General features: G+C 69.4%; 18 protein-coding genes. 9 read left to right on the top strand and 9 right to left on the bottom strand.

Features of this window, described 5'->3' with window-relative positions:
* Positions 1 to 244: 244 nt before the first annotated feature.
* The 5 genes from FV242_RS10815 (at position 245) to FV242_RS10795 (ending at position 9,016) form a co-directional block, all read left to right on the top strand.
* Complete coding sequence (locus FV242_RS10815) at positions 245 to 1,831, top strand: porin (protein ID WP_147938920.1); 1,587 nt, start codon at positions 245 to 247, stop codon at positions 1,829 to 1,831.
* 407 nt (positions 1,832 to 2,238) lie between these two features.
* Positions 2,239 to 3,840, top strand: a complete 1,602-nt coding sequence (locus tag FV242_RS10810) for a porin (RefSeq protein WP_147938919.1) — start codon at positions 2,239 to 2,241, stop codon at positions 3,838 to 3,840.
* 629 nt (positions 3,841 to 4,469) lie between these two features.
* Entirely contained in the window at positions 4,470 to 6,041 is a 1,572-nt protein-coding gene (locus FV242_RS10805) for a porin (RefSeq protein ID WP_246692666.1), read from the top strand.
* Positions 6,042 to 6,313: 272 nt separating this feature from the next.
* Positions 6,314 to 7,684: a 2-hydroxycarboxylate transporter family protein gene (locus tag FV242_RS10800; protein WP_147938917.1), complete on the top strand. Its 1,371-nt coding sequence runs from the start codon at positions 6,314 to 6,316 to the stop codon at positions 7,682 to 7,684.
* A gap of 24 nt (positions 7,685 to 7,708) precedes the next feature.
* Positions 7,709 to 9,016 (top strand): MFS transporter, encoded by a 1,308-nt coding sequence (locus FV242_RS10795; RefSeq protein ID WP_147910102.1) that lies wholly within the window; start codon positions 7,709 to 7,711, stop codon positions 9,014 to 9,016.
* Between the two features lie 10 nt (positions 9,017 to 9,026).
* Here FV242_RS10795 and FV242_RS10790 read toward each other — a convergent pair whose 3' ends face one another.
* Positions 9,027 to 9,680, bottom strand: coding sequence for a GntR family transcriptional regulator (locus FV242_RS10790; RefSeq protein WP_147910101.1), 654 nt, complete (start codon positions 9,678 to 9,680; stop codon positions 9,027 to 9,029).
* A 118-nt stretch (positions 9,681 to 9,798) separates the two neighbouring features.
* Here FV242_RS10790 and tcuA point away from each other — a divergent pair, with 118 nt between their 5' ends.
* The 3 genes from tcuA (at position 9,799) to FV242_RS10775 (ending at position 15,402) form a co-directional block, all read left to right on the top strand.
* A complete protein-coding gene (gene tcuA, locus FV242_RS10785; RefSeq protein ID WP_147938916.1) occupies positions 9,799 to 11,295 on the top strand; it encodes an FAD-dependent tricarballylate dehydrogenase TcuA in 1,497 nt (498 codons plus the stop codon).
* A gap of 262 nt (positions 11,296 to 11,557) precedes the next feature.
* A complete protein-coding gene (gene addB / locus FV242_RS10780; RefSeq protein WP_147938915.1) occupies positions 11,558 to 14,809 on the top strand; it encodes a double-strand break repair protein AddB in 3,252 nt (1,083 codons plus the stop codon).
* A 206-nt stretch (positions 14,810 to 15,015) separates the two neighbouring features.
* On the top strand, positions 15,016 to 15,402 hold the full coding sequence (locus FV242_RS10775; RefSeq protein WP_306440296.1) for a VOC family protein: 387 nt from the start codon (positions 15,016 to 15,018) through the stop codon (positions 15,400 to 15,402).
* Positions 15,403 to 15,636: 234 nt separating this feature from the next.
* On the opposite strand, the gene FV242_RS10770 is transcribed toward FV242_RS10775, so the two are convergent.
* The 4 genes from FV242_RS10770 to FV242_RS10755 form a co-directional block, all read right to left on the bottom strand.
* The gene (locus tag FV242_RS10770; RefSeq protein ID WP_147909706.1) at positions 15,637 to 16,866 is read right to left on the bottom strand and encodes an acyl-CoA dehydrogenase; all 1,230 of its coding nucleotides are present in this window, start codon (positions 16,864 to 16,866) and stop codon (positions 15,637 to 15,639) included.
* 109 nt (positions 16,867 to 16,975) lie between these two features.
* Positions 16,976 to 17,905, bottom strand: a complete 930-nt coding sequence (locus FV242_RS10765) for an AEC family transporter (RefSeq protein ID WP_147938913.1) — start codon at positions 17,903 to 17,905, stop codon at positions 16,976 to 16,978.
* Positions 17,906 to 18,001: 96 nt separating this feature from the next.
* Positions 18,002 to 18,493: a hypothetical protein gene (locus FV242_RS10760; protein WP_147909708.1), complete on the bottom strand. Its 492-nt coding sequence runs from the start codon at positions 18,491 to 18,493 to the stop codon at positions 18,002 to 18,004.
* 79 nt (positions 18,494 to 18,572) lie between these two features.
* Positions 18,573 to 19,775 (bottom strand): PLP-dependent aspartate aminotransferase family protein, encoded by a 1,203-nt coding sequence (locus FV242_RS10755; protein WP_147938912.1) that lies wholly within the window; start codon positions 19,773 to 19,775, stop codon positions 18,573 to 18,575.
* Positions 19,776 to 19,912: 137 nt separating this feature from the next.
* Between FV242_RS10755 and FV242_RS10750 the strand changes: the two genes are divergently transcribed.
* Complete coding sequence (locus FV242_RS10750; protein ID WP_147938911.1) at positions 19,913 to 20,431, top strand: TspO/MBR family protein; 519 nt, start codon at positions 19,913 to 19,915, stop codon at positions 20,429 to 20,431.
* A 6-nt stretch (positions 20,432 to 20,437) separates the two neighbouring features.
* Here the strand turns inward: FV242_RS10750 and FV242_RS10745 are convergent, their stop codons facing one another.
* From FV242_RS10745 to FV242_RS10730, 4 genes are all read right to left on the bottom strand, one after another.
* Positions 20,438 to 20,971, bottom strand: coding sequence for a phosphate-starvation-inducible PsiE family protein (locus tag FV242_RS10745; protein ID WP_147938910.1), 534 nt, complete (start codon positions 20,969 to 20,971; stop codon positions 20,438 to 20,440).
* A 119-nt stretch (positions 20,972 to 21,090) separates the two neighbouring features.
* Positions 21,091 to 21,648, bottom strand: coding sequence for a DUF4337 domain-containing protein (locus FV242_RS10740; RefSeq protein ID WP_147909712.1), 558 nt, complete (start codon positions 21,646 to 21,648; stop codon positions 21,091 to 21,093).
* Between the two features lie 85 nt (positions 21,649 to 21,733).
* Positions 21,734 to 24,874, bottom strand: a complete 3,141-nt coding sequence (locus tag FV242_RS10735; RefSeq protein ID WP_147938909.1) for an efflux RND transporter permease subunit — start codon at positions 24,872 to 24,874, stop codon at positions 21,734 to 21,736.
* 10 nt (positions 24,875 to 24,884) lie between these two features.
* On the bottom strand, positions 24,885 to 26,150 hold the full coding sequence (locus FV242_RS10730) for an efflux RND transporter periplasmic adaptor subunit (protein WP_147938908.1): 1,266 nt from the start codon (positions 26,148 to 26,150) through the stop codon (positions 24,885 to 24,887).
* Positions 26,151 to 26,299 lie beyond the last annotated feature (149 nt).

Genomic DNA, 26,299 nt, shown 5'->3' with positions numbered 1-26,299 from the left:
CAAAACAATTTTGTGACGTTGCGACGTTACAACAACGCAAATCAATTCCACAGATCGAATGATATCGATGTTGCTTGGATAAGCTGCGACAGATCATAAGAACCGGCATAGAGAAATCTCGGACGCGAGATATCTCTAAATAATCTGCACTTAAGATTGCAGAATTCAACAACATCGATCGCTGCGAGGGTCGGATAAACCGGACTCGTTGGTGTTATCGGGTCTCGAAGCTTTGGAGATATCTATGAAGCTCTTGAAGAGCTCGCTGCTCGGCTCGGCCGCCGCCTTCGCGGCGATCGGAGCCGCCCAGGCCGCCGACCTTCCGATCAAGAAGGCGGCGCCGATCGAGTACGTCCGCGTCTGCTCCGCCTTCGGGGCCGGCTTCTTCTACATCCCCGGCACCGACACCTGCCTGCGCATCTCGGGCCGCGCCCGGTTCGAGGGCGGCTACATGGCCAGCTACTCGCGCCAGGGCTCCAACGGCGACACCTCGGGCTACCAGGGCCGGATGCGCATCAACATGGATGCCCGCACCCAGACCGCCTACGGTACGCTCCGCGCCTTCGTGCGCCTCGATGCCGGCAGCCGCACCGGCTATTCCGGCATCGGCCAGTCCGGCACCCAGCAGCGCATCGGCCAGGCCTACGCCTCAACGGGCGTCGATCAGGTGGGTCGCGATCAGCAATACATGAACGTCGACAAGGCGTTCATCCAGTTCGCCGGCCTGACCGCCGGTCGCGCGTCCTCGTTCTTCGACTTCTACGCGCACGACTTCGAGATCACCGGCAGCACGCTCGGCTCGGACAACGCCTCGACCAACCTGCTCGCCTACACGGCGGTGCTGGGCAACGGCGTGTCGGCGACCCTGTCGGTGGAAGACCCGGTCTTCCGCCGCACGCCGATCTTCACGCCCTACGCGTCCACCGTCAGCCCCGTGTTCGTCGGCTACACCCGGGGCGCTCCGACCGTGCTGAGCACGATCGACACCGTCCAGCGCGAGCGTCTGCCCGACTTCGTCGGTGCCCTGCGCCTCGATCAGGCCTGGGGCTCGGCTCAGATCTCGGCCGCCACCCATGAGCTGAACGTCGGCAATATCGCGACGAGTCCCGTCGCAGGCACGAACGTCAACATCGCGCACACCAACAGCGTCCAGGCCTGGGCGGTGCAGGGCGGCCTGAAGGTGAACACCCCGTTCGTCGCGCCGGGCGACGCTCTGTACCTCCAGGGCGCCTACAGCGACGGCGCGCAGCTCTACACGGGCTATTCCGCGTATAGCGGGTCCTACGCGCAGAACCCGGCGACGATCCAGGGCCAGAAGTTCAACCAGTTCTTCTCGGACGCGACGATCAATCCGTTCACCGGCCAGCTGCAGACCTCGCAGAGCTTCACCGCAGTGGCGTCGTACCTGCACTATTGGTCGCCGGAATGGCGTTCGGCCCTGTTCGGCTCCTACGGTGAGCAGAACTTCTCCCGCGCCGCCCGTCTCGCGCAGGGGGCCGCCTATGGCCTCGCGGGCTCGAGCCTCATCTCCGGCCCCAACGCCGTCGGCGTGCCGGGCACCCGGTTCTATCAGCTCAGCCAGGCGCTGCGCGACAACCACCAGTTCGTCGCCGGTGCGAGCCTGATCTGGTCGCCGGTGAAGGACCTCGATATCGGCGTCGAGGGCTACTACACGCAGATCGGCCTGAAGAGCGGCCGGGTGATCGACCAGGACAAGAGCCCGACCGCCTACAACAACGTCGCCGGCATCAACAACGGCACCTTCGTGCCGCGTACCGCGACGCAGGACTCGATCTCGCAGGTCCGCTTCCGCGTCCAGCGCGACTTCTGATCGCCAGAGCGGTGCCGGGGCTTCGGTCCCGGCGCCCGTCCTCGTGCATCTCGACTTCGAAGGCCCGGCTCCGCGCCGGGTCCTTTTTGTACCGGACGCCCCGCGCCGACCGGTCGCGCCAGATCCGGCGGGCCCGGCATCGCGCCGTCATTGGCGCCGGCACGATGTCCGAAAGGTCCGGTCGCACTGCACCTGCCGCGTGGGTCTTGGCCGAGGCCTCCACCAGCGGCGTGACGCCCGGGGGGCATCGACACGCTGTCTTTATTCGCGCGCTGGGCTCGCACGAATCTGTTTGTAAAAGCAATAACGTAATAAAAGCAAAAATAGAAATACCGAATTACTGACTTATAGTCAGGATATGTGATCGTTTAGATTTTAAAAATAAGACCAAACCATTGGGGCTGGCGATGCGGTTATTGACGTCTCTTCTGCTGGGATCGCCCTCCGTGCTCGCGCTAGCCGGGGGAGCCGCCGCGGCCGACCGTCCGGTCGGGGCGGCGGCGCCGATTGCGTATGTCCGGGTCTGCTCGGCCTACGGCGCCGGCTTCTTCTACATCCCGGGCACCGACACCTGCCTGCGCATCTCCGGCCGCGCCCGGTTCGAGGGCGGCTACATCACCAGCTATACCCGGCAGGCCGGCTCCAACGGCGGCGATACGTCGGGCTATCGCGGGCTGCTGCGCTTCAACCTCGATGCCCGCACCCAGACCGCCTACGGCACCCTGCGCGCCTTCGTGCGCCTCGAGGCCGGCAGCCGGTCCGGTGCGGCCGGCGTGGGCCGATCCGGCACACAGGAGCGCATCGGCTCGGCCTACGTCGCCACCGGCGTCGATCAGGCCGGGCGCGTCCAGCAGGTCGTGAACGTCGACAAGGCGTTCATCCAGTTCGCCGGGCTCACGGCCGGTCGCGCCTCCTCGTTCTTCGACTTCTATGCCCACGATTTCGAGCTGTCGGGCAGCACCGCCGGCTCGGATGTCGCCTCGACCAACCTGCTCGCCTACACGGCGACCCTCGGCAACGGCCTGTCGGCGACCCTGTCGGTGGAAGACCCGGTCTTCCGCCGCACGCCGATCTTCGCGCCCTCGGGGGGCGCCACTCCGGTCAGCCCGGTCTTCGTCGGCTATACACGCGGCGCCCCGTCGAGCTTCGCCGCCATCGACAGCATCCAGCGCGAGCGGCTGCCGGATTTCGTCGGCGTCCTGCGCCTCGACCAAGCTTGGGGCTCCGCGCAGCTCTCGGCCGCCACCCATGAGCTGAACGTCGGCAACGTCGGGCTCGGCACCGGTTCGAACGCCGCCGTCGCGCACACCAACAGCGTCCAAGGCTGGGCGGTGCAGGGCGGCGTGAAGGTGAACACGCCGTCCGTCGCGCCGGGCGACGCCCTGTACCTGCAGGGCGCCTACGGCGAGGGCGCGCAGTTCTACACGGGCTATTCGGCGTTCAGCGGCTCCGCCGGACAGAGCCCGGCGACGATCCAGGGCCAGACATTCCAGCAGTACTTCTCGGACGCGACGATCGACCCGTTCACCGGCCGGCTGCAGACCTCGCAGAGCTTCACCGCGGTGGCGTCGTATCTGCACTACTGGTCGCCGGACTGGCGCTCGGCCGTCTTCGGCTCCTACGGCGCGCAGGCCTTCTCCCGCGGCGCCCGCCCCGCGCAGGGCGCGGCCTACGGCCTGGTGAGCACCCTCGCCGGCGGCAATCCCTTCGGCACCAACGCGGTCGGCGTCCCGGGCACGCGGTTTTATCAACTGAGCCAGGCGCTCCGCGACACCGACCAGTTCGTGGCCGGCGCGAGCTTGATCTGGTCGCCGGTGAAGGACCTCGATGTCGGCGTCGAGGGCTACTATACGCAGATCGGCCTGAAGAGCGGCCGGGCGATCGATCTCGACAAGAGCCCCGGCGCCTACGGTGCCATCGCTCAGATCAACGCCGGCAGTTTCGTCCCCCGCACGACGACCCAGGATTCGGTCTCGCAGATCCGCCTGCGGGTCCAGCGCGACTTCTGAGCCCGTATCGCGGTGCCGCGGCATCCGAGGCCCGGCTCTGCACCGGGCCTCCTTGGTTTCGCGAATCGCGGCGGGAGGTTCCCCGGGACCGGACTGAGCGGTGGCGCTCGAGGGCCTCGCGATTCGTCGATGAGGACCGGCGCGCCGGTCCTCGGTCAGGATGGCGGCTCGATCGCCGCCGATCACGACGCGGTTGGCGCAAGCGCGCCACCTGTGTGGGCCGGTGCACCGCCCCTTCGGCAAGACGGCCGCATCGCCAAGCCATTCGTCATGATCAATGATCGATCGCATCTTGCTCGACCAAATGAATTGACAGCACAGCCAGTTGGTTTGACTGCCAATATCTTCCAATCAATATTGATATCATAGTATATTGAAAAGTTGTTCGCATTGAGTTGCAGATAAGCAACAAGATCATAAATGCTATGACGACGCATTGAATCGCTGTTGATTGATAAAGATCGGGATCCCAGTCTCGTCCGAGACAGAAGTGATGCGCGAAAAACCGTGCGTCACTCTTCCACAAATAAAAAAATCTCAGAAAAATCTGCGTTCTGCAGAAAACGGGAAGCGTTGCCGTCTTCGGCTTCAAACTTCTGGGGGTCTTGATGACTTTATTGAACCATTTCTTGCTCGGATCCGCGACCGCGTTCGTCGCAGTCGGTTCCGCCCACGCTGCCGACCTTCCGATCAAGAAGGCGGCGCCGATCGAGTACGTTCGCGTCTGCTCCGCCTTCGGGGCCGGCTTCTTCTACATCCCCGGCACCGACACCTGCCTGCGCATCTCGGGCCGCGCCCGGTTCGAGGGTGCGTACCAGACCTCGTCCAGCCGCCAGCCGGGCGCTGTCGGCGAGACGTCGGGCTATCGCGGGTTGGCGCGCTTCAACCTGGATGCCCGCACCCAGACGGCCTACGGCGCCCTGCGCGCCTTCGTGCGCCTGGATGCCGCCTCCCGTACGGGCGTCATCCATTCCGGCACCATGCTGCGCATCGGCCAGGCCTACGGCGCCACCGGTGTCGACGAGCGGGGCCAGGCGCAGCAATACGTGAACGTCGACAAGGCGTTCATCCAGTTCGCCGGCCTCACCGCCGGTCGCGCGTCGTCGTTCTACGACTTCTACGCCCACGATTTCGAGATGTACGGCGCGACGTCCGGCTCCGACAATTCCTCGACCAACCTGCTCGCCTACACGGCCACCTTGAGCAACGGCGTCACGGCGACCCTGTCGGTGGAAGACCCGGTCTTCACCCGCTCTCCGGTCTTCTCACCGACTGCGACCGCGGTCGCCCCCGTCTTCGTCGGCTACACCGGCGGCCGGCCGTCGCGCTACGGCAACGTCGACGCCGTCCAGCGCTCGCGGCTGCCCGACTTCGTCGGCGCCCTGCGGGTCGATCAGGCCTGGGGCTCCGCCCAGATCTCGGCCGCCACGCACGAGATCAACGTCGGCAACCTCAGCACCAACCCGGCCGCGGGAGCGGGCGGCGTTCTCACCGGGATCCGGCATGCCAATTCGGTCCAGGGTTGGGGCGTGCAGGGCGGCGTGAAGATCAACCTGCCGGCGATCGCCCCGGGGGATACCCTCTACCTGCAGGGGGCCTACGCCAACGGCGCACAGAGCTATGCCGGCTATTGCATGGTCGCCGGCTGCTACGCGCAGTCCAACACCGGCTTCGATACGCAGAAGTTCGAGCAGTACTTCGCCGACGCGTCGGTCAACCCGTTCACCGGCCAGCTCCAGACTTCGACCAGCTTCTCGGCGGTGGCGTCGTACCTGCACTACTGGTCGCCGGAATGGCGCTCGGCCCTCTTCGGCTCCTACGGCGAGCAGGATTTCTCGGCCAGTGCCCGCCTGGCCCAGGGCGCCCTGTTCAGCCTGGTGAACCCGAGCGGCAACAGCTTCGGGACCAATGGCGTCGGCGTCCCCGGCACCCGGTTCTACCAGCTGAGCCAAGCCCTGCGGGACACTTACCAGTACGTGGTCGGCGGCAGCCTGATCTGGTCGCCGGTGCTCGATCTCGATATCGGTGTCGAGGCCTTCTACACCCAGATGGGTGTCAGGAACGGCCGCGTGATCGACCTCGACAAGGGCCCGGGTGCCTACGCGAACGTCGCCGCCATCAACGCCGGCACGTTCGTGCCGCGCACCGCGACGCAGGATTCGATGACGCACGTCCGCTTCCGCGTGCAGCGCGACTTCTGATCCGATCAGCCGGCGCCGGGCATCCAACCCCGGCGCCGTTCACGATCGTCTGTCCATGCGACGACTGAAGGTGCCGGCTTAATCCCTGACTCCAATACAGGCAGCGCGCTTTGTCCCGCGGTTCGCGTTGCCGCCCTGTGCGGGCGCTGATACGCCGGATCCGACTTTATCTCCGCCGACCGGGCGGCCCAGGTCGCGACCGTCGGGGCGATCGGGGCCGCACGGCGAAGGCCGGAAGGGCCCGCGCGTGGTCGGAAGTCCGGAGGAAGCCGATGACCAGTAGCGCCTCGACGAGTCCCGTGCCGACGCCGCTCAACGAGCGCCGCGCAGCACGGTTCTGGCCCGAGGGCTGGTGGCGCCTGGTCGACATGAAGATCGGCATCATTCCACTGCCGCTCTACGTCATCGTGGCGATCCTGCTGGTGGTCCTGGTCCAGGAGGGCGAGGTCAAGCCGGACGGGCCGACCATGATCGCCGTCCTGGTGATGGGCGGCTTCACCTGCGCCGAGATCGGCAAGCGCATCCCCATCCTGCGCAACATCGGCGCGGGCGCGATCTTCGCGACCTTCATCCCGTCGGCGCTCGTCTACTACAAGCTGGTGCCGCCCCAGATGGAGAAGGCGATCTTCGATTTCACGAAGTTCACCAACTTCCTCTACATCTACATCGCCACGATCATCGTCGGCTCGATCCTGGGCATGGATCGCGACGTCCTGATCAAGGGCTTCCTCAAGATCTTCGCACCCCTCGCGGTGGGCTCGGTGGCGGCCGCCATCGTCGGCACCCTGGTCGGCACCGCGCTCGGGCTCGGCCCCTACAAGACCTTCTTCTTCATCGTCGTGCCGATCATGGCCGGCGGCGTCGGCGAGGGCGCGATCCCGCTCTCCATCGGCTACGCGGCGATCCTGGGCCAGCAGCAGGGCGTCGTGTTCGCCCAGGTGCTGCCGCCGGTGATGCTCGGCTCGCTCACCGCGATCATCTTCGCCGGCACCCTCAATTATGTCGGCAAGCGCTATCCCCACCTCACCGGGGAGGGCCGGCTCCAGCCGGGCGCGGAGGGCATGGAATCGAGCGACGCCCAGGCCCGCTCCGAGGCGGCCCGCGGCCAGATCGACGCCGCCACGATCGGCGCGGCCGGGCTCACGGCCATCACCCTCTACCTGCTCGGGGTCGTAGCCCACCACCTCGTCGGCCTGCCGGCGCCGGTGGCAATGCTGTTCCTGGCGGTGTTCGCCAAGCTCGGCAGCGCCGTGTCGCCCCATCTCCAGGCTGGCGGCTTCGTGGTGTACAAGTTCGTGCAGGTCTCGATGACCTACCCGCTGCTCTTCGCCATCGGGGTGGCGCTGACCCCGTGGAACGAGCTGATGGCGGCGTTCACCCTGGTGAACCTGATCACCATCGTGTCGACGGTGTCCACGCTGATGGTCACCGGCTTCTTCGTCGGCCGGGCGCTCGGGATGTACCCGATCGAGACCGCGATCGTGAACGCCTGCCACAGCGGCCAGGGCGGCACCGGCGACGTGGCGATCCTCACGGCGGCCAACCGCATGGCGCTGATGCCGTTCGCCCAGATCGCCACCCGGATCGGCGGCGCCCTGACCGTCACCGGGACGATCATCGCGCTGAAATGGATCGGCGCGTGAAACGAGATCGGGGAGCGTTGCGTCATGGCCGGTGATCCGGGCGCCGTCGGGGCGAGCCTGCAATCCAGGATCGGGGCGATCCTCCGCTCGACGAGCGGCAACTTCCTGGAGATGTTCGATTTCTTCCTGTTCGGGTTCTACGCCAGCTCCATCGCGCGGGCGTTCTTCCCCTCGGGCAACGAGACCACCGAGCTGCTCCTGACCTTCGGGACCTTCTGGCTCGGCGCGCTGATGCGGCCCCTCGGGGCGATCGTGCTCGGCGCCTATATCGACCGGATCGGGCGCCGGAAGGGCCTGATCGTCACCCTGGCGATCATGGCGAGCGGCACGGTGCTGATCGCCTTCTGCCCGAGCTACGGCACCATCGGCATCGCCGCGCCCCTGATCGTGCTGGCCGGCCGCCTGCTGCAGGGCTTCTCGGCCGGCGTCGAGATCGGCGGCGTCTCGATCTACCTGTTCGAGATCGCCACGCCCGGGCGGAAGGGCTTCTACACGTCGTTCCAGTCGGCGAGCCAGCAGGTGGCGATCATGTTCGCGGCCGTGATCGGCTACGGGCTGAACGCCTACCTGACCAAGCAGCAGATCGGCGATTTCGGCTGGCGCATCCCGTTCTTCATCGGCTGCCTGATCGTGCCGTTCATCTTCTTCATCCGGCGCTCCCTGCAGGAGACCCAGGAATTCGCCCAGCGGACCCACCATCCGAGCACGCGCGAGATCCTCACCACGGTCGCCGCCAACTGGCGGATCGTGCTGCTCGGCATGATGCTCTCCACCATGACCACGGTGACCTTCTACATGATCACCGTGTACACGCCGACCTTCGGCAAGACCGTCCTCAAGCTCACCGAGACCGACAGCCTCACCGTCACCCTGTGCGTGGCGATCACCAATTTCATCTGGCTGCCGGTGGGCGGCGCGCTGTCGGACGCGATCGGGCGTAAGCCCGTGCTGCTCACCATCTCGGTCCTGTCGCTGCTGACCACCTATCCGGCGCTGCACTGGCTGGTGGCCGATCCGACCTTCGCCAAGATGCTCGGCGTCGAATTGTGGTTCTCGTTCTTCTTCGGCGTCTACAACGGCGCGATGATCGTCTCGCTGTCCGAGGTCGTGCCGGCGCATGTGCGGGCCAGCGGCTTCTCCCTGGCCTACAGCCTCGCCACGGCCCTGTTCGGCACCGCCACCCCGATGGTCTCGACCTACCTGATCGAGCAGACCGGCGATCGGGCGGCCCCGAGCTATTGGCTGATGGCGGCGGCCGCCTGCGGGATCGTCGCCACGCTCAGCCTGTTCCGGGGCGGCAAGCGGGAAGCCAGGATCCCCGCCCACGCCTGACGCGGTGGGATCAGGTCGCCTGCCAGATCCGGATCCGCGTCTTGAAGGCGGCGCGGATATGGGCCCGCGCCGCCGCCTCGGCGCCGTCGCCGTCATGGGCGCGGATCGCCGCGACGATCGCGGCGTGCTCGTCGAGCGATTCGAGCGCGCGTTCCGGGGCGGCGAGCGTCGTCGCGCCCGGCAGCAGCACCAGCGACAGGCGCATCGTCTCCAGGGTGTGCTGCAGGAAGCGGTTGCGCGCGGCGGCGTGGATCTGTCGATGGAACAGCCGGTTGGTGCGCGCCAGCGCCGCCCCGTCGCCGGCCAGCGCCCGGTCCCGGGCAATCATCTCTTCCAGAAGCTCGGTCTCGACCGCGCTGGCATGGATCGCGGCGAGCCGGGCCGCGGTTCCCTCCAGCACCTCGCGCATGTCGTAGAGTTCGCTGACCTGCCCGTAATCGAGCTGCGCCACGCTGGCACCGCGGTGCGGCTCGTGGGCGACGAGGCCCTGCGCTTCCAGCCGGCCCAACGCCTCGCGCACCGGCGTGCGGCTGATCGCGAAACGCTCCGCCAGCTCGGCCTCGCGCAGGCGGCTGCCGGGGGCGAGCTCGCCCTCCTCGATCGCCTGCAGCAGCCGCTCGTAGGCGGCGGCGCCGTTGGAGCGCTCAGACTCGCTCGCCTTCATGGCCGGACTCTCCTCCGCCGTGGCCATAGCGTGAAACGATGGCCGCAGGAACGCTTGCTCCGCATTGCATGCAAGCGTATACAATAATTGAAGCGCGGTTCGGATGACGGAGGCGGCGATGCAGGATCGGCAGGCGGGACCCTTTGATATCGTGGTGGTTGGCTCCGGCAACGCCGCCATGAGCGCGGGCCTCGCCGCCCTGGAGCGCGGCGCCTCGGTGCTGATGATCGAGAAGGCGGAGCCGGATCTGGCCGGCGGCAACACCGCCTACACCGCCGGCGCCATGCGGTTCGTCTACCAGGGCAACGACGACCTGATCCCGCTGCTCGCCGACCCGGACGACCAGCGCCTGCCGCGGACCGATTTCGGCGCCTACACGGCGCAGACCTTCGAGACCGACCTCCTCGGCTTCAACGACGGCAGGCCGCTGTCGCGCGAGCAGCGCATCCTGATCGACGAGAGCGGCGCGGCCCTGCGCTGGCTCTCGACGCAAGGCGTGAAGTTCGAGCCGATCTACGCCCGGCAATCCTTCGAGAAGGACGGCCGCTTCGTGTTCTGGGGCGGCCTGACGCTCGCGACCCACGACGAGGGGTTCGGTCTCGCCCGTGCGGAGCTTGAGGCCTTCACGAAGGCCGGCGGCGAGATCCGCTACGGTTGCCCGGCCACCGGGCTGATCGTCGAGGCGGGCCGCGTCGTCGGCGTGGAGACGCCGCAGGGCGCGTTCCGGGCGGGGGCGGTGATCCTGGCCTGCGGCGGCTTCGAATCGAACCCCGCGCTGCGGACCCGGTTCATCGGCGCGGGCTGGGACAAGGCCCGGGTGCGCGGCACGCCGCACAACCGCGGCGACGGGCTGGAGATGGCGCTCGCGCTCGGCGCCAAGCCGCACGGCTTCTACGGCGGCTGCCACGCCACCCCGATGGACCTACACACGCCCGATTACGGCAACCTCGACCTGCCGCACGGCGAGCGCAAGCACTACCGCAAGATCTGCTACTTCCTGGGCCTCATGCTGAATGCCGCCGGGCAGCGGTTCGTCGACGAGGGCAAGAACTTCCGCAACTACACCTACGCCCAGTTCGGCCGCTCGATCATGGAGCAGCCCGGGCACGTCGCCTGGCAGATCTTCGACGCCAAGGTCGATCACCTGCTCTACAGCGAGTACCGGTTCCACGACGCCCACTTCGTCGAGGCCGACACGCTCGACGGGCTGCTCGACAAGCTCGACGGCATCGACCGGGCTGCGGCCCGGCGCACCATCGCGGACTTCAACGCCGCCGTGGACGACGCCGTGCCGTTCGACCCCACCGTGAAGGACGGCCGCGGCACCAAGGATCTGCCCCTGCCGAAGTCGAACTGGGCGCAGGCGATCGAGACCGGGCCGTTCAAGGCCTACCCGGTCACGGGCGGCATCACCTTCACGTATGGCGGCGTCGAGGTCGGGGAGGGTGGCGGCGTCCGGCGCGAGGACGGCAGCGAGATCCCCGGTCTCTACGCCTGCGGCGAGATGGTCGGCGGCGTGTTCTTCAACGGCTATCCCGGCGGCTCGGGCCTGACCTCCGGCGTGGTCTTCGGGCGGCGGGCCGGCTACGGCGCCGCGGCGGCCGTGCGGGATTAGAAGGTATCGTGGTTTCTCGGACCCCTTCTTCAATCGCGGATCCCAAGGTCGCAGGATGAACCACCTTGCCATTCCAGGGCGCCGCAGGCGGCCCCGGGATGACAAGGAGGGTGATGGAACGACCCGGGAATTCTGACGCGTCTGAAAGACATCGTATTCCGGGGTGACTTCGCGCCATCGGCGGGCGGGATACGGGACGGCGCGCGTTCGCCATCGTCGCAAGCACCTGTCCCCATCGAACGCGCGCGCGTAAAAGGCGCTCATGTCAGACAGGCAGGCCGTCTTCACCATCACCCGGGGCGTTCCGTTCCTGCCGGCGCTGGCCGAGGCGCTGCTGTCCGGCCGGCTGGTCGGGCCCGTGGCGGACGATCCGCTGGCGCTCGCATCAGTCACCATCTACCTGCCGACCCGCCGGGCCGCGCGGGCGCTGGGCGCGATCCTGGCCGAGCGGCTCGGCCGGCGGGCCCACGAGCGAGGCGCGCCCGGCTACGCGGCCCTGCTGCCCCGGATGATCCCCCTGGGCGAGGCCGACGAGGCGGAACTCGACCTCGCCTCCGAGCCGCTGCTCGAGGACAACGATCCCCTCAGCACGCCGATGCCGCCGCTGGAGCGTCGGTTGATCCTCGCCCGCCTGGTCCAGGCCTGGGCGAAATCCGTGGACCGGACCCTGCTGCCGCTGGACGCCGAGGTTCCGTTCCTGGTGCCGTCCTCCCCTGCCGACGCGGTCGGGCTCGCCGGCGATCTCGAACGGTTGATGGATGCGCTCACCGTCGAGGGGCTGCCCTGGTCGGAGATCGGCGCCGCCGTGGAGGCCGAGTATTCGCGCTATTTCGGCCTGACGCTGGATTTCGTGAAGATCGCCGCCGAGAACTGGCCGAAGCTCCTGGCCGAGCGCGGCCTGTCCGATCCCGTCGCCCGCGCCCGCGGCCTCGTCCTCGCCGAGGGACAGCGCCTCGCGCGGACCGCGCCGACGGATCCCGTGGTCGTCGCCGGATCGCTGGGCTCCGTGCCCGCCACCGCCCGGCTGATCGCGGCGGTGGCGAAGCTGCCCCGGGGCGCCGTGGTCCTGCCCGGGCTCGATCTCGACCTCGACGCCGCCGGCTGGTCCGGCATCGACACCGGCGAGGGGTTTTCCCGGGTGATCGCCCACGGGCACCCCCAGGCGGTGCTGCACCGGCTGCTCGGGCCGGACAACCTCGCCCTTCCGCGCGCGGACGTCGTCGCGCTGGGGGCTCCGGATCCCGGGCAGGCGGCCCGGGCAGCGCTGCTGTCGCAGGCCCTGCGCCCGGCCGACACCACCGACGCCTGGGCCGACCTCGACCCGGAACAGCGCGACGCGATCGCCCAGAACGGCCTCGCGGGGCTTGCGCTCACGGAGGCCGCCGACGAGCGGGAGGAGGCGCTGGTCGCCGCGCTGGCCCTGCGTGAGACGCTTCAGGTCCCGGGCGCCACCGCGGCCCTGGTCACGCCCGATCGCGGTCTCGCCGGACGGGTCGCGGTGGAACTCCTGCGCTGGGGCATCGTCGCCGAGGATTCGGCCGGGCTGGCGCTGGCCGGGAGCCCGGCGGGCCGGCTCGCCCGGTTGACCGCGGAACTGGCCGCCGACCTCGCCCGCAACCAGGCCGACGCGATCCCGGCCCGGCTGATCGCGCTGCTGTCGCACCCGATGGTCCGCCTCGGCCTGCCCCGGTCCGACGTGGTGCGCGGCGCCGCCGCCCTGGAGATCGGGCTGCTGCGCGGTCCCGTCCCGGCCCCGGGCTTTCCGGGGTTGCGCAATGCCCTCGCCGCCGAGCGGGTTGGGCCTCCGGAGCGCCGCCCGAGGGCCAAGCGCCGCCTGAAGGACATCGACTGGGATCTCGCCGCCGACCTGCTCGCCCGGCTGGAGCAGGTCTTCGCCGCGTTCCCCGGTCCGGGCGGCGCCGTCGACTGCGATCTCGTCGCCACCGCGGCCCTGCACCGCGCCGCCTGCGACTGGCTGATCGCCGGCCCGGAGGACGGGGCGCAAGAGGCACCGCGAGAGGCACAGCAAGACGCCTCAGGGGACGTCCCGCAAGACGCCTCGCGAGATGCCGCTGAACAGGCTGCGGACGGCTCCCTGTCCTGCCTCGATGCCCTGTTCGACGACCTGGAGATGGCCGAGCCCGGCCTGATGCCGGGGCGGTTCGACGATTACGCGACCTTCTTCACATCGCTCGCCCGGGAGCGCCTGGTCGGCTGCTCGGGCGAGGCGCCGCATCCGCGCCTTCGCATCCTCGGCCTGCTGGAGGCGCGGCTGCTGTCGGTGGACCGGGTGGTGCTCGGCGGGCTCGACGAGGGCGTCTGGCCGGTGCGGACCCTGACCGACGCGTTCCTCAACCGGCCGATGCGCGAGCGGGTCGGTCTCAACCCGCCCGAGCGGCGGATCGGCCAGATGGCGCACGACTTCGTGCAGGCGCTGGGCTGCCGCGACGCGGTGATCACCCGGGCGCTCAAGCGCGAGGGCTCGCCGACCGTGCCGTCGCGCCTGATCCAGCGCCTGCGTGCGCTGGCCGGCGACGCGCGCTGGGAGGCGGTGCTGGAGGCCGGCCGGCGCTTCACCGCCCTCGCGGCCCGCCTCGACGCGGCCCCACCCGAGAAGCGGCTGAAGCGCCCGGCTCCGAAGCCCGACCCGGCCCTGTTCCCGCGCTCGCTCAGCGTCACCGAGATCGAGACGCTGGTGCGCGACCCCTATAGCATCTTCGCCCGCCACGTGCTCGGGCTCGACCCCCTGGAGCCGCTGGCCGCGGTGCCGAGCGTGGCGACCCGCGGCTCCCTCGTGCACGACATCTTCTCGGAGTTCGCCAGCGCCCATCCACAGGGCCTGCCCGGGCAGCCGGAGGAGCGCCTGCTCGCCATCGCGGCCAACGCGTTCGGCGAGATCGCCGACACCTATCCGGAACTCTACGCCGAGTGGTGGCCGCGCTACGAGCGCATGGCCGCCGCCTACCTCGCCTGGGAGGCGCAGCGGCGGCCGGCCCTGCGCCGCATCCACCCGGAGGTATCCGGGCGCTGGGTGATCCCCATGGGCCGCGAGAGCTTCACCCTGCGGGCCCGGGCCGACCGGATCGAGCTGCGCCCGGACGGCACCGCCTGCATCGTCGACTACAAGACCGGCACGCCGCCCTCGGCCAAGATGATCTTTACCGGGTTCTCGCCGCAGCTCACCCTGGAGGCGGCGATGCTGATGCACGGCGCCTTCGACGGAGTGCCGCCGGTCAAGGCCACGCCGGACCTGCTCTACGTCCACGCCTCGGGCGGCCGGAAGCCGTTCGTCCCGATTCCTGTGAAGCCGCCCCGCGGCGAGGAGCGCAGCGTCGACGCGATCGTGGCCGAGCACGCCACCCGCCTGAAGGGCCTGGTCGCCCGGTTCATGACCGGCGAGGCGGCCTACACGGCCCGGCCCTACCCGCAATATGCCAGCCAGTACGGGGCGTACGACCACCTGGCCCGGGTGCTGGAATGGTCGCTTGGTGGGGAGGAGGGTGGGGAGGGCTGACGCGATCCGCGCTTGCTCGACCAGGGGCGGTGCGCGGTAAGGTCGTGCCCGGGCGCGACTGGCGAAGGCTTGGAAGCCGCGTTCCTCGAGACGAGGGCCGGATGGCTGGACCGAAACCCCTGGCGGACCCCGTTGCCAGAGCACGATCATCGGGCTCTGGCGCTGCGCCGCACGGTGGTTTCGCGGCGCTCGTTCCCGAACTGGGGGTGACCGATCTCGAGAGGAGCCTGCACTTCTGGCGTGACTTGCTCGGTTTCGCGATTGCCTACGATCGGCCGGCCGCGCGCTTCGCTTACCTGACGCGAGGTTCGGTGCAGATCATGCTGTATCAGATCAACGGGTCTTGGGAGACGGCGGAACTGGAATACCCGTTCGGCCGGGGCATCAACTTTCAGACCAAGATCGAACCGCTGGATCCGGTTCTGGCGGCGCTCGCGGCGGTAAGCTGGCCGTTGTTCGAGGGGCCGCGCGAGGCTTGGTACCGAGTCGGGGAGGCCGAGCACGGCCAGCGGGAGTGTCTCGTGCAGGATCCCGACGGTTACCTCGTCCGCCTCGTCGAGAGCCTGGGAATCCGGGCCGCCGTCGGAGATTGACGGTGGGTCTTGTCGCACCCTCGACAGAGCCTGGCGCAGTCTGGAGGATGCGCCGGGTTCCTCTCCCGCACGGCAGACGGGACCGGCGGCTCGTGCCGGAGACTCAGGCCCGTCCGGATCCGCGAAGGCGTCGGGCGCACGGGGAATCGGAGCGTGATCGAACGTCTCACAGCCCTTCTGAATGAGGCGGCGGGAGATGGGGATGGCCAGAGGGAGGCCATCCTGTCCCAAAAATCAGAAGAACGCCTGCAGTCCCGTCTGGGCGCGGCCCAAAATCAACGCGTGGACGTCGTGGGTGCCCTCGTAGGTGTTCACCGTCTCGAGGTTCTGGGCGTGGCGCATCACGTGGTACTCGCCCATGATGCCGTTGCCGCCGTGCATGTCGCGGGCGGTGCGGGCGATATCGAGGGCCTTGCCGCAATTGTTGCGCTTGATCAGCGAGATCATCTCGGGGGCCATCCGGCCCTCGTCCATCAGCCGCCCGACCCGCAGCGAGGCCTGCAGCCCGAGGGTGATCTCGGTCTGCATGTCGGCGAGCTTCTTCTGGACCAGTTGGGTCTGGGCGAGGGGACGCCCGAACTGCTTGCGCTCCAGGGTGTAGTTGCGCGCCCGGTGCCAGCAATCCTCCGCGGCGCCCATCGCCCCCCAGGAGATGCCGTAGCGCGCCCGGTTGAGGCAGCCGAACGGGCCCTTGAGCCCGGAGACGTTGGGGAGCAGCGCGTCCTCGCCGACCTCGACGCCCTCCATGACGATCTCGCCGGTGGTGGAGGCGCGCAGGGACAGCTTGCCCTTGAGGGTCGGGGCGGAGAGGCCCTTCATGCCCTTCTCGAGCAGGAAGCCGCGGATCGCGCCCTCATGCGCGTCGGACTTCGCCCAGACCACGAACACGTCCGCGAAGGGCGCGTTCGAGATCCACATCTTGGCGCCCGAGATCCGGTAGCCGCCGTCGATCTTCTCCGCCTTGGTCTTCATGCCCGCGGGATCGGAGCCGGCATCGGGCTCGGTCAGGCCGAAGCAGCCGATCCATTCGCCCGAGGCGAGCTTGGGCAGGAATTTCTGGCGCTGCGCCTCCGAGCCGTAGGCGTGGATCGGGTACATCACCAGCGAGGATTGCACGCTCATCATCGAACGGTAGCCGGAATCCACCGCTTCGACCGCCCGCGCCACCAGCCCGTAGGCGACGTAGGAGGCGCCGGCGCAGCCGTATTCCTCCGGGAGGGTCACGCCGAGCAGGCCGAGCTCGCCCATCTTCCGGAACAGCCCGGGATCGGTCTTCTCCTCGGCGTAGGCCTCGACGATGCCGGGCAGGAGCTGCTCCTGCGCGAAGCTCTGAGCCACGTCGCGGATCGCCCGCTCGTCCTCGGTGAGCTGGTCGTCCAGCAGGAACGGGTCCTCCCAGACGAAGCGGGACGAGGCCGGGGCCGACGGTGAGGCGCTGCCCGGGGGGCGCATCGGAGCGTTCATGTGAATTCCTCGCCTACAGGGTGTGGCGGGCTTCGGCCCCGCGCTTGGCGTCAACCTAGACCCAGACGGCCTGCGGTCCAACGCATCCGGTGACGCTGGGCTCCGAGCGTCACGCCCTGCCGAGCAGCATCAGCCACAGGAGCGTCGTCAGCGGCGCCATCAGGGTCGAGACCAGCACGGAGGCCGCGACCATCCCGGTCTCGGTCCGGTAGCGGGCGGCCAGCAGGTAGGCGTTGATCCCCACCGGCATGGCGGCGAACAGGGTGGCGACGCCCGCGTAAGCCGTCGGCATCTTGAAGACGTGGAAGGCGAGCACCCACACGGCCAGCGGGTGCAGCAGGTTCTTCAGGCACGCGATCACCAGCGCACCCTTGAGGTCGAACAGCACCCGGTAGCGCTTGAGCCCCGCGCCGAGCGCCACCAGCGCGCAGGTCGAGGCGGTGCCCGCGAAGGCGTCGATCAGGGCCTTGGGGATCCCGGCCGGGGTGATTCCGAGGCCCTTCATGGCCATGCCGATCAGGAGCGCCACGAAGATCGGGTTCTTGAGCAGGACCAGGCCGAGGCCGCGGATCCGCGCCAGGACCGGCAGGCCGGAATCGGACTCGATCAGGAAGGTGGCGCAGCCCATCATCAGCGGCAGGTGGACGGCGAGCAGCATGAACAGCGGGAAGGCGCCGTCCTCGCCGTAGGCCTGGAGGATCATCGGCACGCCGACGAACACGGTGTTCGACTGGCTGGCCGCGAAGCCGTGCAGGATCTCGCCGCGCCTTTCGATCCCGGCGCGCCGCCGGGCGATCAGCGTGCCGACGAACCAGGACACGCCCGCCCCGCCGAAATAGGCGGCCCAGTAGGTCCAGGCGATCTCGCCGGTCATCCCCGGCCGGGTCAGCGTGGCGATGATCAGGGCCGGCACCGCCACCGCGAACACGTATTCCGACAGGCCGTCGCTCACCTTGTCGGAGAGCAGGCCTGTCAGCGCCGCGCCCCAGCCGATCAGGACGATCCCGAAGATCGGGGCGATGATGGCGAGGGCGTTCACGGATCGGGTCGGGGCTGCGCGCGGGGGGAACTCGCGCATAGCATGACGAGGCTGGCTTTTGTGCCCCCGGGTGCGCGCCGGGGGCGTGTATAGGGCCTACTTGTTCTCCAGGACCTCGATCGGGTTGGTGCGCTGGCTGGCGGGCGGCTCCTTGGTCAGCTTGGCCCCGCCCTCCCGCTGCCCCTTGACGTCCCTGGGCGCGCCGGGGCCGCCGGTGGCCGTGCCGCCCTGGCCGGACTGGGTCGGAACCGAGCCGGAGGCCAGCTCCAGGCAGGTCACCATCTCGACGTAGGACGGGTAGCCCCCGGCCTTGAACTGGTTCTCGCACTGGCGCTTGGCGGCAGGGCTGTAGCTTCCCCAGTGATCCTGGGCCTGGCGCTTGGCCTCCCGCTCGGACCGGAGGCAGCCATCGTAGTTGGCCTGGTCGCTGATCGAGGTGTTGGCGACCTGCGCCGACTTGCAGGTCGATTCCACGTCGAGATTCGGCACCGTGTCGGCCCGGGCGGATCCGGATGCGAGGGACAGGGCGAGGAGCGCGAGCGCTCCGGGGATGCAGGCGCGGGATTTGGCGGTCCGGGGGGGCATCATGGACGTGAGACTCGCGGTCGAGAGCAGTATGCGGCGGCACAACGCGCAGGACCGGCCTTCGGCACCACGCACCCGCCGATCAATCGCCGTGCGCGCCGCGCAGGGCCTGGTCGAGGTCGCCGAACAGGTCCTGCGTATCCTCGATCCCGGTAGACAGGCGCAGGAGGTCCGGCGGGCAGGGGCTCCCAGGTCCCTCCACCGAGGCGCGGTGCTCGATCAGGCTCTCGACGCCGCCGAGCGAGGTCGCGCGCTTCCACAGCCGCACCCGTGCCGCGGTCGCGATCGCGCCGGCCTCGCCGCCCGCCACCCGGATCGACAGCATGAAGCCGAAGCCGTCCTGCATCTGCCGGCGCGCCACCGCGTGCCCGGGATCGTCGGGCAGGCCCGGATACAGGACGTGGCTCACATGCGGATGCAGGCGCAGGCGCTCGGCGAGCCGCAGGGCGCCGGCCGATTGCGCCGCGGCCCGGAGGTGCAGGGTCCGGAGCGAGCGCATCAGCAGGTAGGCCTCGAAGGGCCCGAGGATCCCGCCGCTGCCGGCGCGGATGCCCCGGATCCGCTCCCAGAACGCGTCCGCCTGCGCGCCGGCGAGCACGCCCGCCACCACGTCGGAATGCCCGTTCAGGATCTTGGTGCCGGAATGCATCACGATGTCGGCGCCCAGGTCGAGCGGGCGGGTGTGGACCGGCGAGGCGGCGGTGGAATCGACCGCGAGCCGCGCTCCGGCGGCGTGGGCGATCTCGGCGGCGGCCGCGATGTCGGTCACCGTCCAGAGCGGGTTGCCGGGGGTCTCGATCCAGACGAGCTTGGTCCGGCCGGGCTCGATCGCGGCGCGCAGGGCCTCCAGGTCGTCGGTGTCTACGAAGGTCAGGGTCAGGCCGCGGCGGGGCGCCTCCTCGCGCAGCCAGCGCTTGAGCGCCCAGTACATGACGGTGCCGGCGACGACGTGATCCCCTGGTTCCAGAGCGCCGAACACGGCGGTCGCCGCCGCCATGCCGGAGCCGAACAGCAGGGCGCCGGCCCGCGCATTCTCCAGCATCGCCAGGACGGCCTCGGCCTCACGCACGGTGGCGTTGTCGGGCCGAGCGTAGCAGTAGCCCGAGCTGTAGCCGTTGTCGGGATCGCGGATGAACGTGGTGGAGAGGTGCAGCGGCATCACCACCGCGCGGGTCTCTTGCTCGATCCGGCCCATGGCCTGCGCGGCGAGGCTGCGGCGGGAGAAGCCCGCCGGCGTGCCGGTGCCGGTATCCGTATCCCCTTGCGGCGCGTTAGGCTCTGACATCTGGTGATTCCGGCGGATGGAACGGGGCGCGTGCCACGGCGCATGCGTCCCTGCAACCTGTGCAATCTGGATTATGCCGCATCCCGGGAGCCGGCAGGCGCGTGGCGGGATGCGGCTTCCACGGAGAACGAACGACGATGCGGGCCGCGACACAAGTTCCCGAGGCTTCGGCCCTGCCGCGCTGGCTGCGGCTGGCCGCCGCGATCGTGCCGGTGGTGATCACCGCCGCGATCGGCTCGGTGGCGACCCAGGCGGAGATCCCGGGCTGGTACGCGAGCCTGAACAAGCCGTCCTTCAACCCACCGAACTGGCTTTTCCCCGTGGCCTGGACGGCGCTCTACACGATGATCGCCGTCGCGCTGTGGCGGCTGCTCGGTGCGATGCCCCGCACCGGGCCGAGCCGCGAGGGTTGGTGGCTCGCGCTCGCCGCCTTCCTGGTCCAGCTCGTGCTGAACGCCGCCTGGACACCGGTGTTCTTCACCGCCCACGCGATCGGCTCGGGGCTGATCGTGGTGGCGATGCTGCTGGTGATGGTGCTGTGGACGATCCGGCTGACCTGGCGGTTCGACCGGGCGGCAGCCTGGCTGCTCGTGCCCTACGCCGCCTGGGTCGCCTTCGCGACGCTGCTCAACGCCGCGATCCTGCGGTTGAATTGACGGGGCTCAAGCCCCGGCATGCTCCTCCGATTCCTCCCCCGCCGGCCTGCCGTCGTCGCGGGCGCGGTGGAGCATGAAGATCGCCAGCACCATCGTGAGGATCAGCCCGGCCAGCACGCCGAGCTCGATCATCGAGGCGTTGAACAGTGCCTGCTTCTCCGGGGACCAGTCCTTGGCGTGCGTGATCTCCGAGGATTGCAGGGTGATCACCAGCACCCGTCGGATCGAGGCGATCAGGCCGACGATCAGGAACGGCTCGCAGGTCAGCTTGCCGGACCGCATGGAGACCCGCACGGTGTGCAGGATCTCGATCAGCATCAGCAGGAACAGCAGCCGGTCGATGACCTCCAGGATCTGCGTGGCGCCTCCGAGGGAGCGCAGCGCCTCCCAGGTCAACCCGGTGGCCTCGATCAGCGCGACCAGGGCGGTGACCGCCAGGAGCAGGCCGAGCGCCGCGTAGATCGCGTGCTCGGTGTGGAGGAAGATCCCGCTGGCGATCCGCGTCAGGCGCCCTTGCTGTTCGTCGTCCCTGTCGGCCATCGCGCAACGTCCCCCAGGTGAAACCGTGACGGCTGTCGCGGCCCCGGGGCCGCGCGCACGTCGTTCACCGAGTCAGAGCATCAATCCGCGAGCCGGTCACCCCCGTCCGGGACGGTGCTTTAGTGGAAGAACGGCAGCGCGTGCGGCGCCAGGTAGCCGAAGCCGAGCAGCGCCGCCCCGGCCAGTCCCAGAAAACCGCCCGCGAAGACCAGGATGGCGATGCCGGTGATCACCTCGGCCGAGGCGAGCACGATGCCGATCTGGAAGGCCGCGGAGGCCAGTTCATAATGGTGGTAGCGCAGCAGCGACAGGTCGCGCCGCTCCTCGGAGGCGCGGGCCTTCGCGGTCAGCTCCTTGCGGCCCTCGCCGGTGGCGGGCTCCGATTCCCAGCGCGCCAGGGTCTTGGCCCATTCGGCGCGCTTGGCCGCGATGGCGTCCTGGTTCGGGCCGGGCGGCACCAGCGCGATCGCCTCGTCGGCGGTCTTCAGCACCGTTGAGCGGATCGTGCGCGCCTGGAAGTAGGCCCATTGGTTGGCCGCTTCGACATTCGAGCCGATCGAATCCGTCTGCGCCGCCTTGCCCAGGGTCTCGCTGAAGGCGAGGAACAAAGCCAGGATCGAGATCAGCAGCGCAACGCGCTTGTTCGAACCCTCGATCGACCCGTGACCACCCGACATCGCTTCCCGTTTCCCCGTTGATTCGTCGGGCGCGACTCACACCCATCCGGGCCCCGCGCGCAATGCCGCGGCGCCCGCCCGCTGCCTATTCGGCCGCGATCCGCGGCGGCAGCGCCCGGCCGTCATTGGCCGGATGCCGCGCCTCGTCGTAGCCCGGCTTGTCCTGCGGGTCGTCCCGCTCGCCGACGAAGCGGCCGAACAGCCGCCCGAGCAGGCGCGAGAGGTCGTCCATCAGCACGAAGATCGCCGGCACGAACACCAGGGACAGCACGGTCGAGACGATCAGGCCGCCGATCACCGCCACCGCCATCGGGGCGCGGAACTCGCCGCCGATGCCGAACGCCATCGCGGAGGGCACCATGCCGGCGGCCATCGCGATGGTGGTCATCACGATCGGCCGGGCGCGCTTGCGGCCGGCATCGACGATCGCGGTGGTGCGGTCGACCCCGGCATGGATCTGCTCGACCGCGAAATCGACCAGCATGATCGCGTTCTTGGTCACCACGCCCATGAGCATCAGGATGCCGATCACCACCGGCATCGAGATCGGCATGTGGCAGATCAGCAGCGCCAGGATCGCGCCGCCGATGGAGAGCGGCAGCGAGAACAGGATGGTGAGCGGCTGCAGGAAGTTGCCGAACAGCAGGATCAGCACGCCGAACACCATCATCAGGCCGGCGCCCATGGCCAGCGCGAAGCCCTCGAACACCTCGCCCATCACCTCGGCGTCGCCGGTCTGGCTGATCGTGACCCCGGGCGGCAGGTTCTTGGCGGTGGGCAGGTTCATCACCTGCTTGATCAGCTCGGCCAGCGCGTCGGTGCCCTGCATGTCGCCCTCGATGGCCACGCGCACGGAGCGGTCGTAGCGGTCGATCCCGGTGGGGCCCTGGCCGAGGCTGATATCGGCCACCGTCGCCAGCGGGACGGCGGCGCCGCCCTTCACCGGAACCTTCAGGGTCTCGAGCTCGGACAGCCGGCCGCGCAGGCTCTCCGGCAGCTGCACCCGGATCGGCACCTGCCTGTCGGTGGCGTTGAACTTGGCGAGGTTCATGCCGATGTCGCCGATCGTCCCGACCCGGACGGTCTCCGCGATGGTGTCGGTGGAGACGCCGAGATCGGCCGCGACGCCGGCCTTCGGGCGGATGCGGATCTCGGTCCGGTCCAGCGGGGCCGTCGACATCACGTTGACGAGGTGCGGGATCTGGGCCGCCTCGCGCTGGAGCTTGGCCGCGACATCGGCCACCACGGCCTTGTCGGGCCCGGCGATGATCAGCGCCATGTCCCGCTGGCCGCTCTCGCGCAGGGCCCAGAACCGGATGTCGGGCTCCTCGCGCAGGATCGCGGCGATCTCCGCGTCGACCTGCTTCTGCGTGCGGTGACGGGTGTTCTTCGGCGTGAGGTTGATGATCAGCGTCGCGAGCCGGACCTCCTTCTTGCCGGGCAATTGCCGGCCGCCGTCCACGAACACGCTCTTGACCTCGGGCAGCGCCCGGATCTTCTGCTCGATCGCGTCGCTGAGCTTCACCGTGTCGGGCAGCCGGGCGCCCGGGGGCAGTTCCAGCACGAACAGCGTGCGCGCCTGGTCCTCCGCGGGCAGGAAGCCCGCCGGGAGCAGGCCCGTGGAGGCGATCGAGCCGGCAAAGCATGCGATGCCGAGGATCAGCGTGATGAACTTGTGCTGCACCGACCAGGCCACCAGCCGGGTGTAGCCACGCATCACGATCCCGTCCGTCGTGTGGTCGGGGCCGTGGTCGCGCAGGAAGTAGGCGGCGAGCAGCGGCGTGATCAGCCGCGCCACCAGCAGCGACATGAACACGGCGGCCGCGATGGTCAGGCCGAACTGCTTGAAATACTGGCCCGCGATGCCGCCCATGAACGAGACCGGCGAGAAGATCGCGATGATCGTCGCCGTGATCGCGATGACCGCCAGCCCGATCTCGTCGGCGGCCTCGAGCGAGGCGCGGTAGGGCGATTTCCCCATCCGCATGTGCCGGACGATGTTCTCGATCTCCACGATCGCGTCGTCCACCAGGATGCCGGTGACCAGCGTGATCGCCAGCAGGCTCACGGCGTTGAGCGAGAAGCCGAGCGTGCTCATCACCCAGAAGGTCGGCAGCACCGAGAGCGGCAGCGCCACCGCGGCGATCAGCGTGGCGCGCCAGTCGCGCAGGAACAGCAGCACCACGATGACCGCGAGCGCTGCACCCTCGATCAGGCCCATCATGGCCGAGTGGTAGTTGCCGATGGTGTTGACGACGCTGGTGTCGATCAGGTCGAACCGCACGTCCGGGTTGCCCGCGTGGAGCGCCGCGATCTTCTTGGCGACCCCGACCGAGACGTCGGCGTCGCTGGCGCCGCTGGCCCGGGAGACCGCGAAGGCCACCACCGGCTCGCCGTTGAAGCGCGCGAAGGTGCGCGGCTCCTCGGCGGTGTCCGACAGGGTCGCCAGCTCGTCGAGCCGGACCTTGCGGTTGCCCGGCACCACGATCGAGGTCTTGGCCAGGGTGTCGAGGCTCGCCGAGGCCGCGAGCGCGCGGATCGACTGCTCCTGCCCGCCGACCTCGCCGCGCCCGCCCGCCATGTCGGCGGAGGTCAGGCGCAGCTGCCGGTTCACGTCCGCCGCGGTGATGCCGAGCGCCAGCAGCCGGTCGGGCTTCAGGGTGACGCGGATCTCCCGGGCGACGCCGCCCAGGCGCTCGACCCCGCCGACGCCCTTCACGCTCTGCAGGCCCCGGGCGACCACGTCGTCCACGAACCACGACAGGTCCTCGGGCGTCATCGCGGGCGCGGAGGCGCCGTAGATCATGATCGGAAGGCCGGCGATCTCGACCCGGGAGACGATCGGCTCGTCGATGGTCCGCGGCAGGTTCTGGCGGATCTTGCTGAGCGCGTCCTTGACGTCGTTGGTCGCGCGATCCTGGTTCACCTCCAGGCGGAACTCGATCGTCGTGGTCGAGATGCCCTCGGTGATGGTCGACAGGATATGCTTGACGCCTTTCACCCCGGCGACGGAATCCTCGACCCACTTGGTGACCTGGGTCTGAAGCTCGGCCGGCGCTGCGCCGGACTGGGTGATCGTCACCGAGACGATCGGGATGTCGATGTTCGGGAACCGGGTGATCGGCAGGGCGCGGAAGCTGACCAGCCCTAAGATCATCAGGACCAGGAACAGCACCACCGAGGGCAGCGGCTTCCGGATCGCCCAGGCGGAGACGTTGAGGCGCATGTCTCTGGTCCTACCGCGGGGCCGCGTCGGCCATCGGGGCGCTCATGGGTGTGTTCGCGGGCGCGCTCATGGGTGTGCTCGCGGACGTGCTCCCTGACGTGTTCTTGGACGCGGAGACCGCTCGCACCCGGTCGCCGTCGCGCAGGAAGCTGCCGGCCCGAGCCACGACGCTCTCGCCGGCCGCGACGCCCGACCGGATCTCGGTGAAGCCCTCGGACGTCAGGCCGGAGGTGACGGCGCGCGCCTCGACCCGCCCGTCCTTGGCGACCAGCACGCTGGCGCTGCCGTCCGCCGCGTAGAGCAGGCTGGAGACCGGGACCGCGAGACCCTCCCGGCGCGCCACCTCCACGTTGCCGCGGGCGAAGGCGCCGATGCGCAGGGCCGGATCGTCGGAGAGGCGGATGCGGACCTTGCCGAGCCGCGTCGCCCGGTCGACCTCCGGGTAGACCCGGCGGACCTTGCCGCGCAGCTGGCGGCCGTCGTCGAGATCGAGGCTCGCCGGATCGCCGACCTTGATGCGGGCGAGCGAGGTCTCGGGCACCTCGCCCTCCAGCTCGATCTCGCCGCGGGCGATGAGGCGGAACAGCGGCTCCCCGGCCGCCGTGACCGAAGCGCCGACCCGGGCGGTGCGGCGGTTGACGATGCCGGCCTCGGGGGCGCGGATGTCGGTGCGGGCGCGGCGCAGGGTGATTTCGGATCCGGCCGCCCGCGCGGTGGCGAGGTCGGCCTGGGCCGATTGCAGGCCACCCTTGGCGGCGGCCAGGCGGCCCACGGCCCCCTGCGCGGCCGAGACGCGCTGCTCCAGCACGGCCGCGGTGGCATTGCCGGTCTTGGCCAGCGACTGGGCGCGCTCCAGCGCCTGCTTGGCCTCGACGTTGGCGGCCTCGGCCTGGACGATCTGGCTCTGGGCCTGGACGATGGCCGCCTCGGCCCGGGCGACCGCGGCGACGTTCGAAGCCTCCTGGGTGACGATCATCTCCTGGGACAGCCGCGCGAGCACCTGGCCCTTGGTGACGCGATCCCCTTCCTCGACCAGCAATTCGGTGATGCGCAGGCCCTCGACCTCCGGGGCGACCAGGATCTCGTCCCGGGGGACCAGCGTTCCGGTGACGACGGCGCGCTCCACGATCTCGCGGCGCTGGGCCGGGACGACCGTGACCGCGGGGGCGATGGCGGAGGCGTCGGGGACCGCGGCCGTCTCGACCGCGCGGGCCGGCAATGCTGCCAGGATCAGGAGCCCGCACAGGACGCTGAGGCGGTACGTGCGCCCGGACATGATCGGCAAAACGGAAGCCTCGCTGGCGGGGTTGTACGGGTGTTGCCCCTCCGTCGCTGCGCAGATCGGCGTTTTCATGGCGCGGGCACTCTCTATCGAGCCAGCATAGCGGCTTCGTACAAGTCCGTCCCCGGAGCCCGGAGCCGCAG

Origin of the sequence: Methylobacterium sp. WL64, from assembly GCF_008039945.1 — a bacterium.
GTDB lineage: Bacteria > Pseudomonadota > Alphaproteobacteria > Rhizobiales > Beijerinckiaceae > Methylobacterium.
This window is presented reverse-complemented; position numbering and strand designations above follow the sequence as displayed.

Bases quoted from the DNA above. Each gene is read 5' to 3' on its own strand.
- FV242_RS10810 (WP_147938919.1), top strand. From the start codon at position 2,239: ATGCGGTTATTGACGTCTCTTCTGCTGGGATCGCCCTCCGTGCTCGCG.
- FV242_RS10795 (WP_147910102.1), top strand. From the start codon at position 7,709: ATGGCCGGTGATCCGGGCGCCGTCGGGGCGAGCCTGCAATCCAGGATC.
- FV242_RS10800 (WP_147938917.1), top strand. From the start codon at position 6,314: ATGACCAGTAGCGCCTCGACGAGTCCCGTGCCGACGCCGCTCAACGAG.
- FV242_RS10770 (WP_147909706.1), bottom strand. From the start codon at position 16,866: ATGAACGCTCCGATGCGCCCCCCGGGCAGCGCCTCACCGTCGGCCCCG.
- FV242_RS10755 (WP_147938912.1), bottom strand. From the start codon at position 19,775: ATGTCAGAGCCTAACGCGCCGCAAGGGGATACGGATACCGGCACCGGC.
- FV242_RS10760 (WP_147909708.1), bottom strand. From the start codon at position 18,493: ATGATGCCCCCCCGGACCGCCAAATCCCGCGCCTGCATCCCCGGAGCG.
- FV242_RS10735 (WP_147938909.1), bottom strand. From the start codon at position 24,874: ATGCGCCTCAACGTCTCCGCCTGGGCGATCCGGAAGCCGCTGCCCTCG.
- FV242_RS10745 (WP_147938910.1), bottom strand. From the start codon at position 20,971: ATGGCCGACAGGGACGACGAACAGCAAGGGCGCCTGACGCGGATCGCC.
- FV242_RS10790 (WP_147910101.1), bottom strand. From the start codon at position 9,680: ATGAAGGCGAGCGAGTCTGAGCGCTCCAACGGCGCCGCCGCCTACGAG.
- FV242_RS10730 (WP_147938908.1), bottom strand. From the start codon at position 26,150: ATGTCCGGGCGCACGTACCGCCTCAGCGTCCTGTGCGGGCTCCTGATC.
- FV242_RS10815 (WP_147938920.1), top strand. From the start codon at position 245: ATGAAGCTCTTGAAGAGCTCGCTGCTCGGCTCGGCCGCCGCCTTCGCG.
- tcuA (WP_147938916.1), top strand. From the start codon at position 9,799: ATGCAGGATCGGCAGGCGGGACCCTTTGATATCGTGGTGGTTGGCTCC.
- FV242_RS10740 (WP_147909712.1), bottom strand. From the start codon at position 21,648: ATGTCGGGTGGTCACGGGTCGATCGAGGGTTCGAACAAGCGCGTTGCG.
- FV242_RS10750 (WP_147938911.1), top strand. From the start codon at position 19,913: ATGCGGGCCGCGACACAAGTTCCCGAGGCTTCGGCCCTGCCGCGCTGG.
- addB (WP_147938915.1), top strand. From the start codon at position 11,558: ATGTCAGACAGGCAGGCCGTCTTCACCATCACCCGGGGCGTTCCGTTC.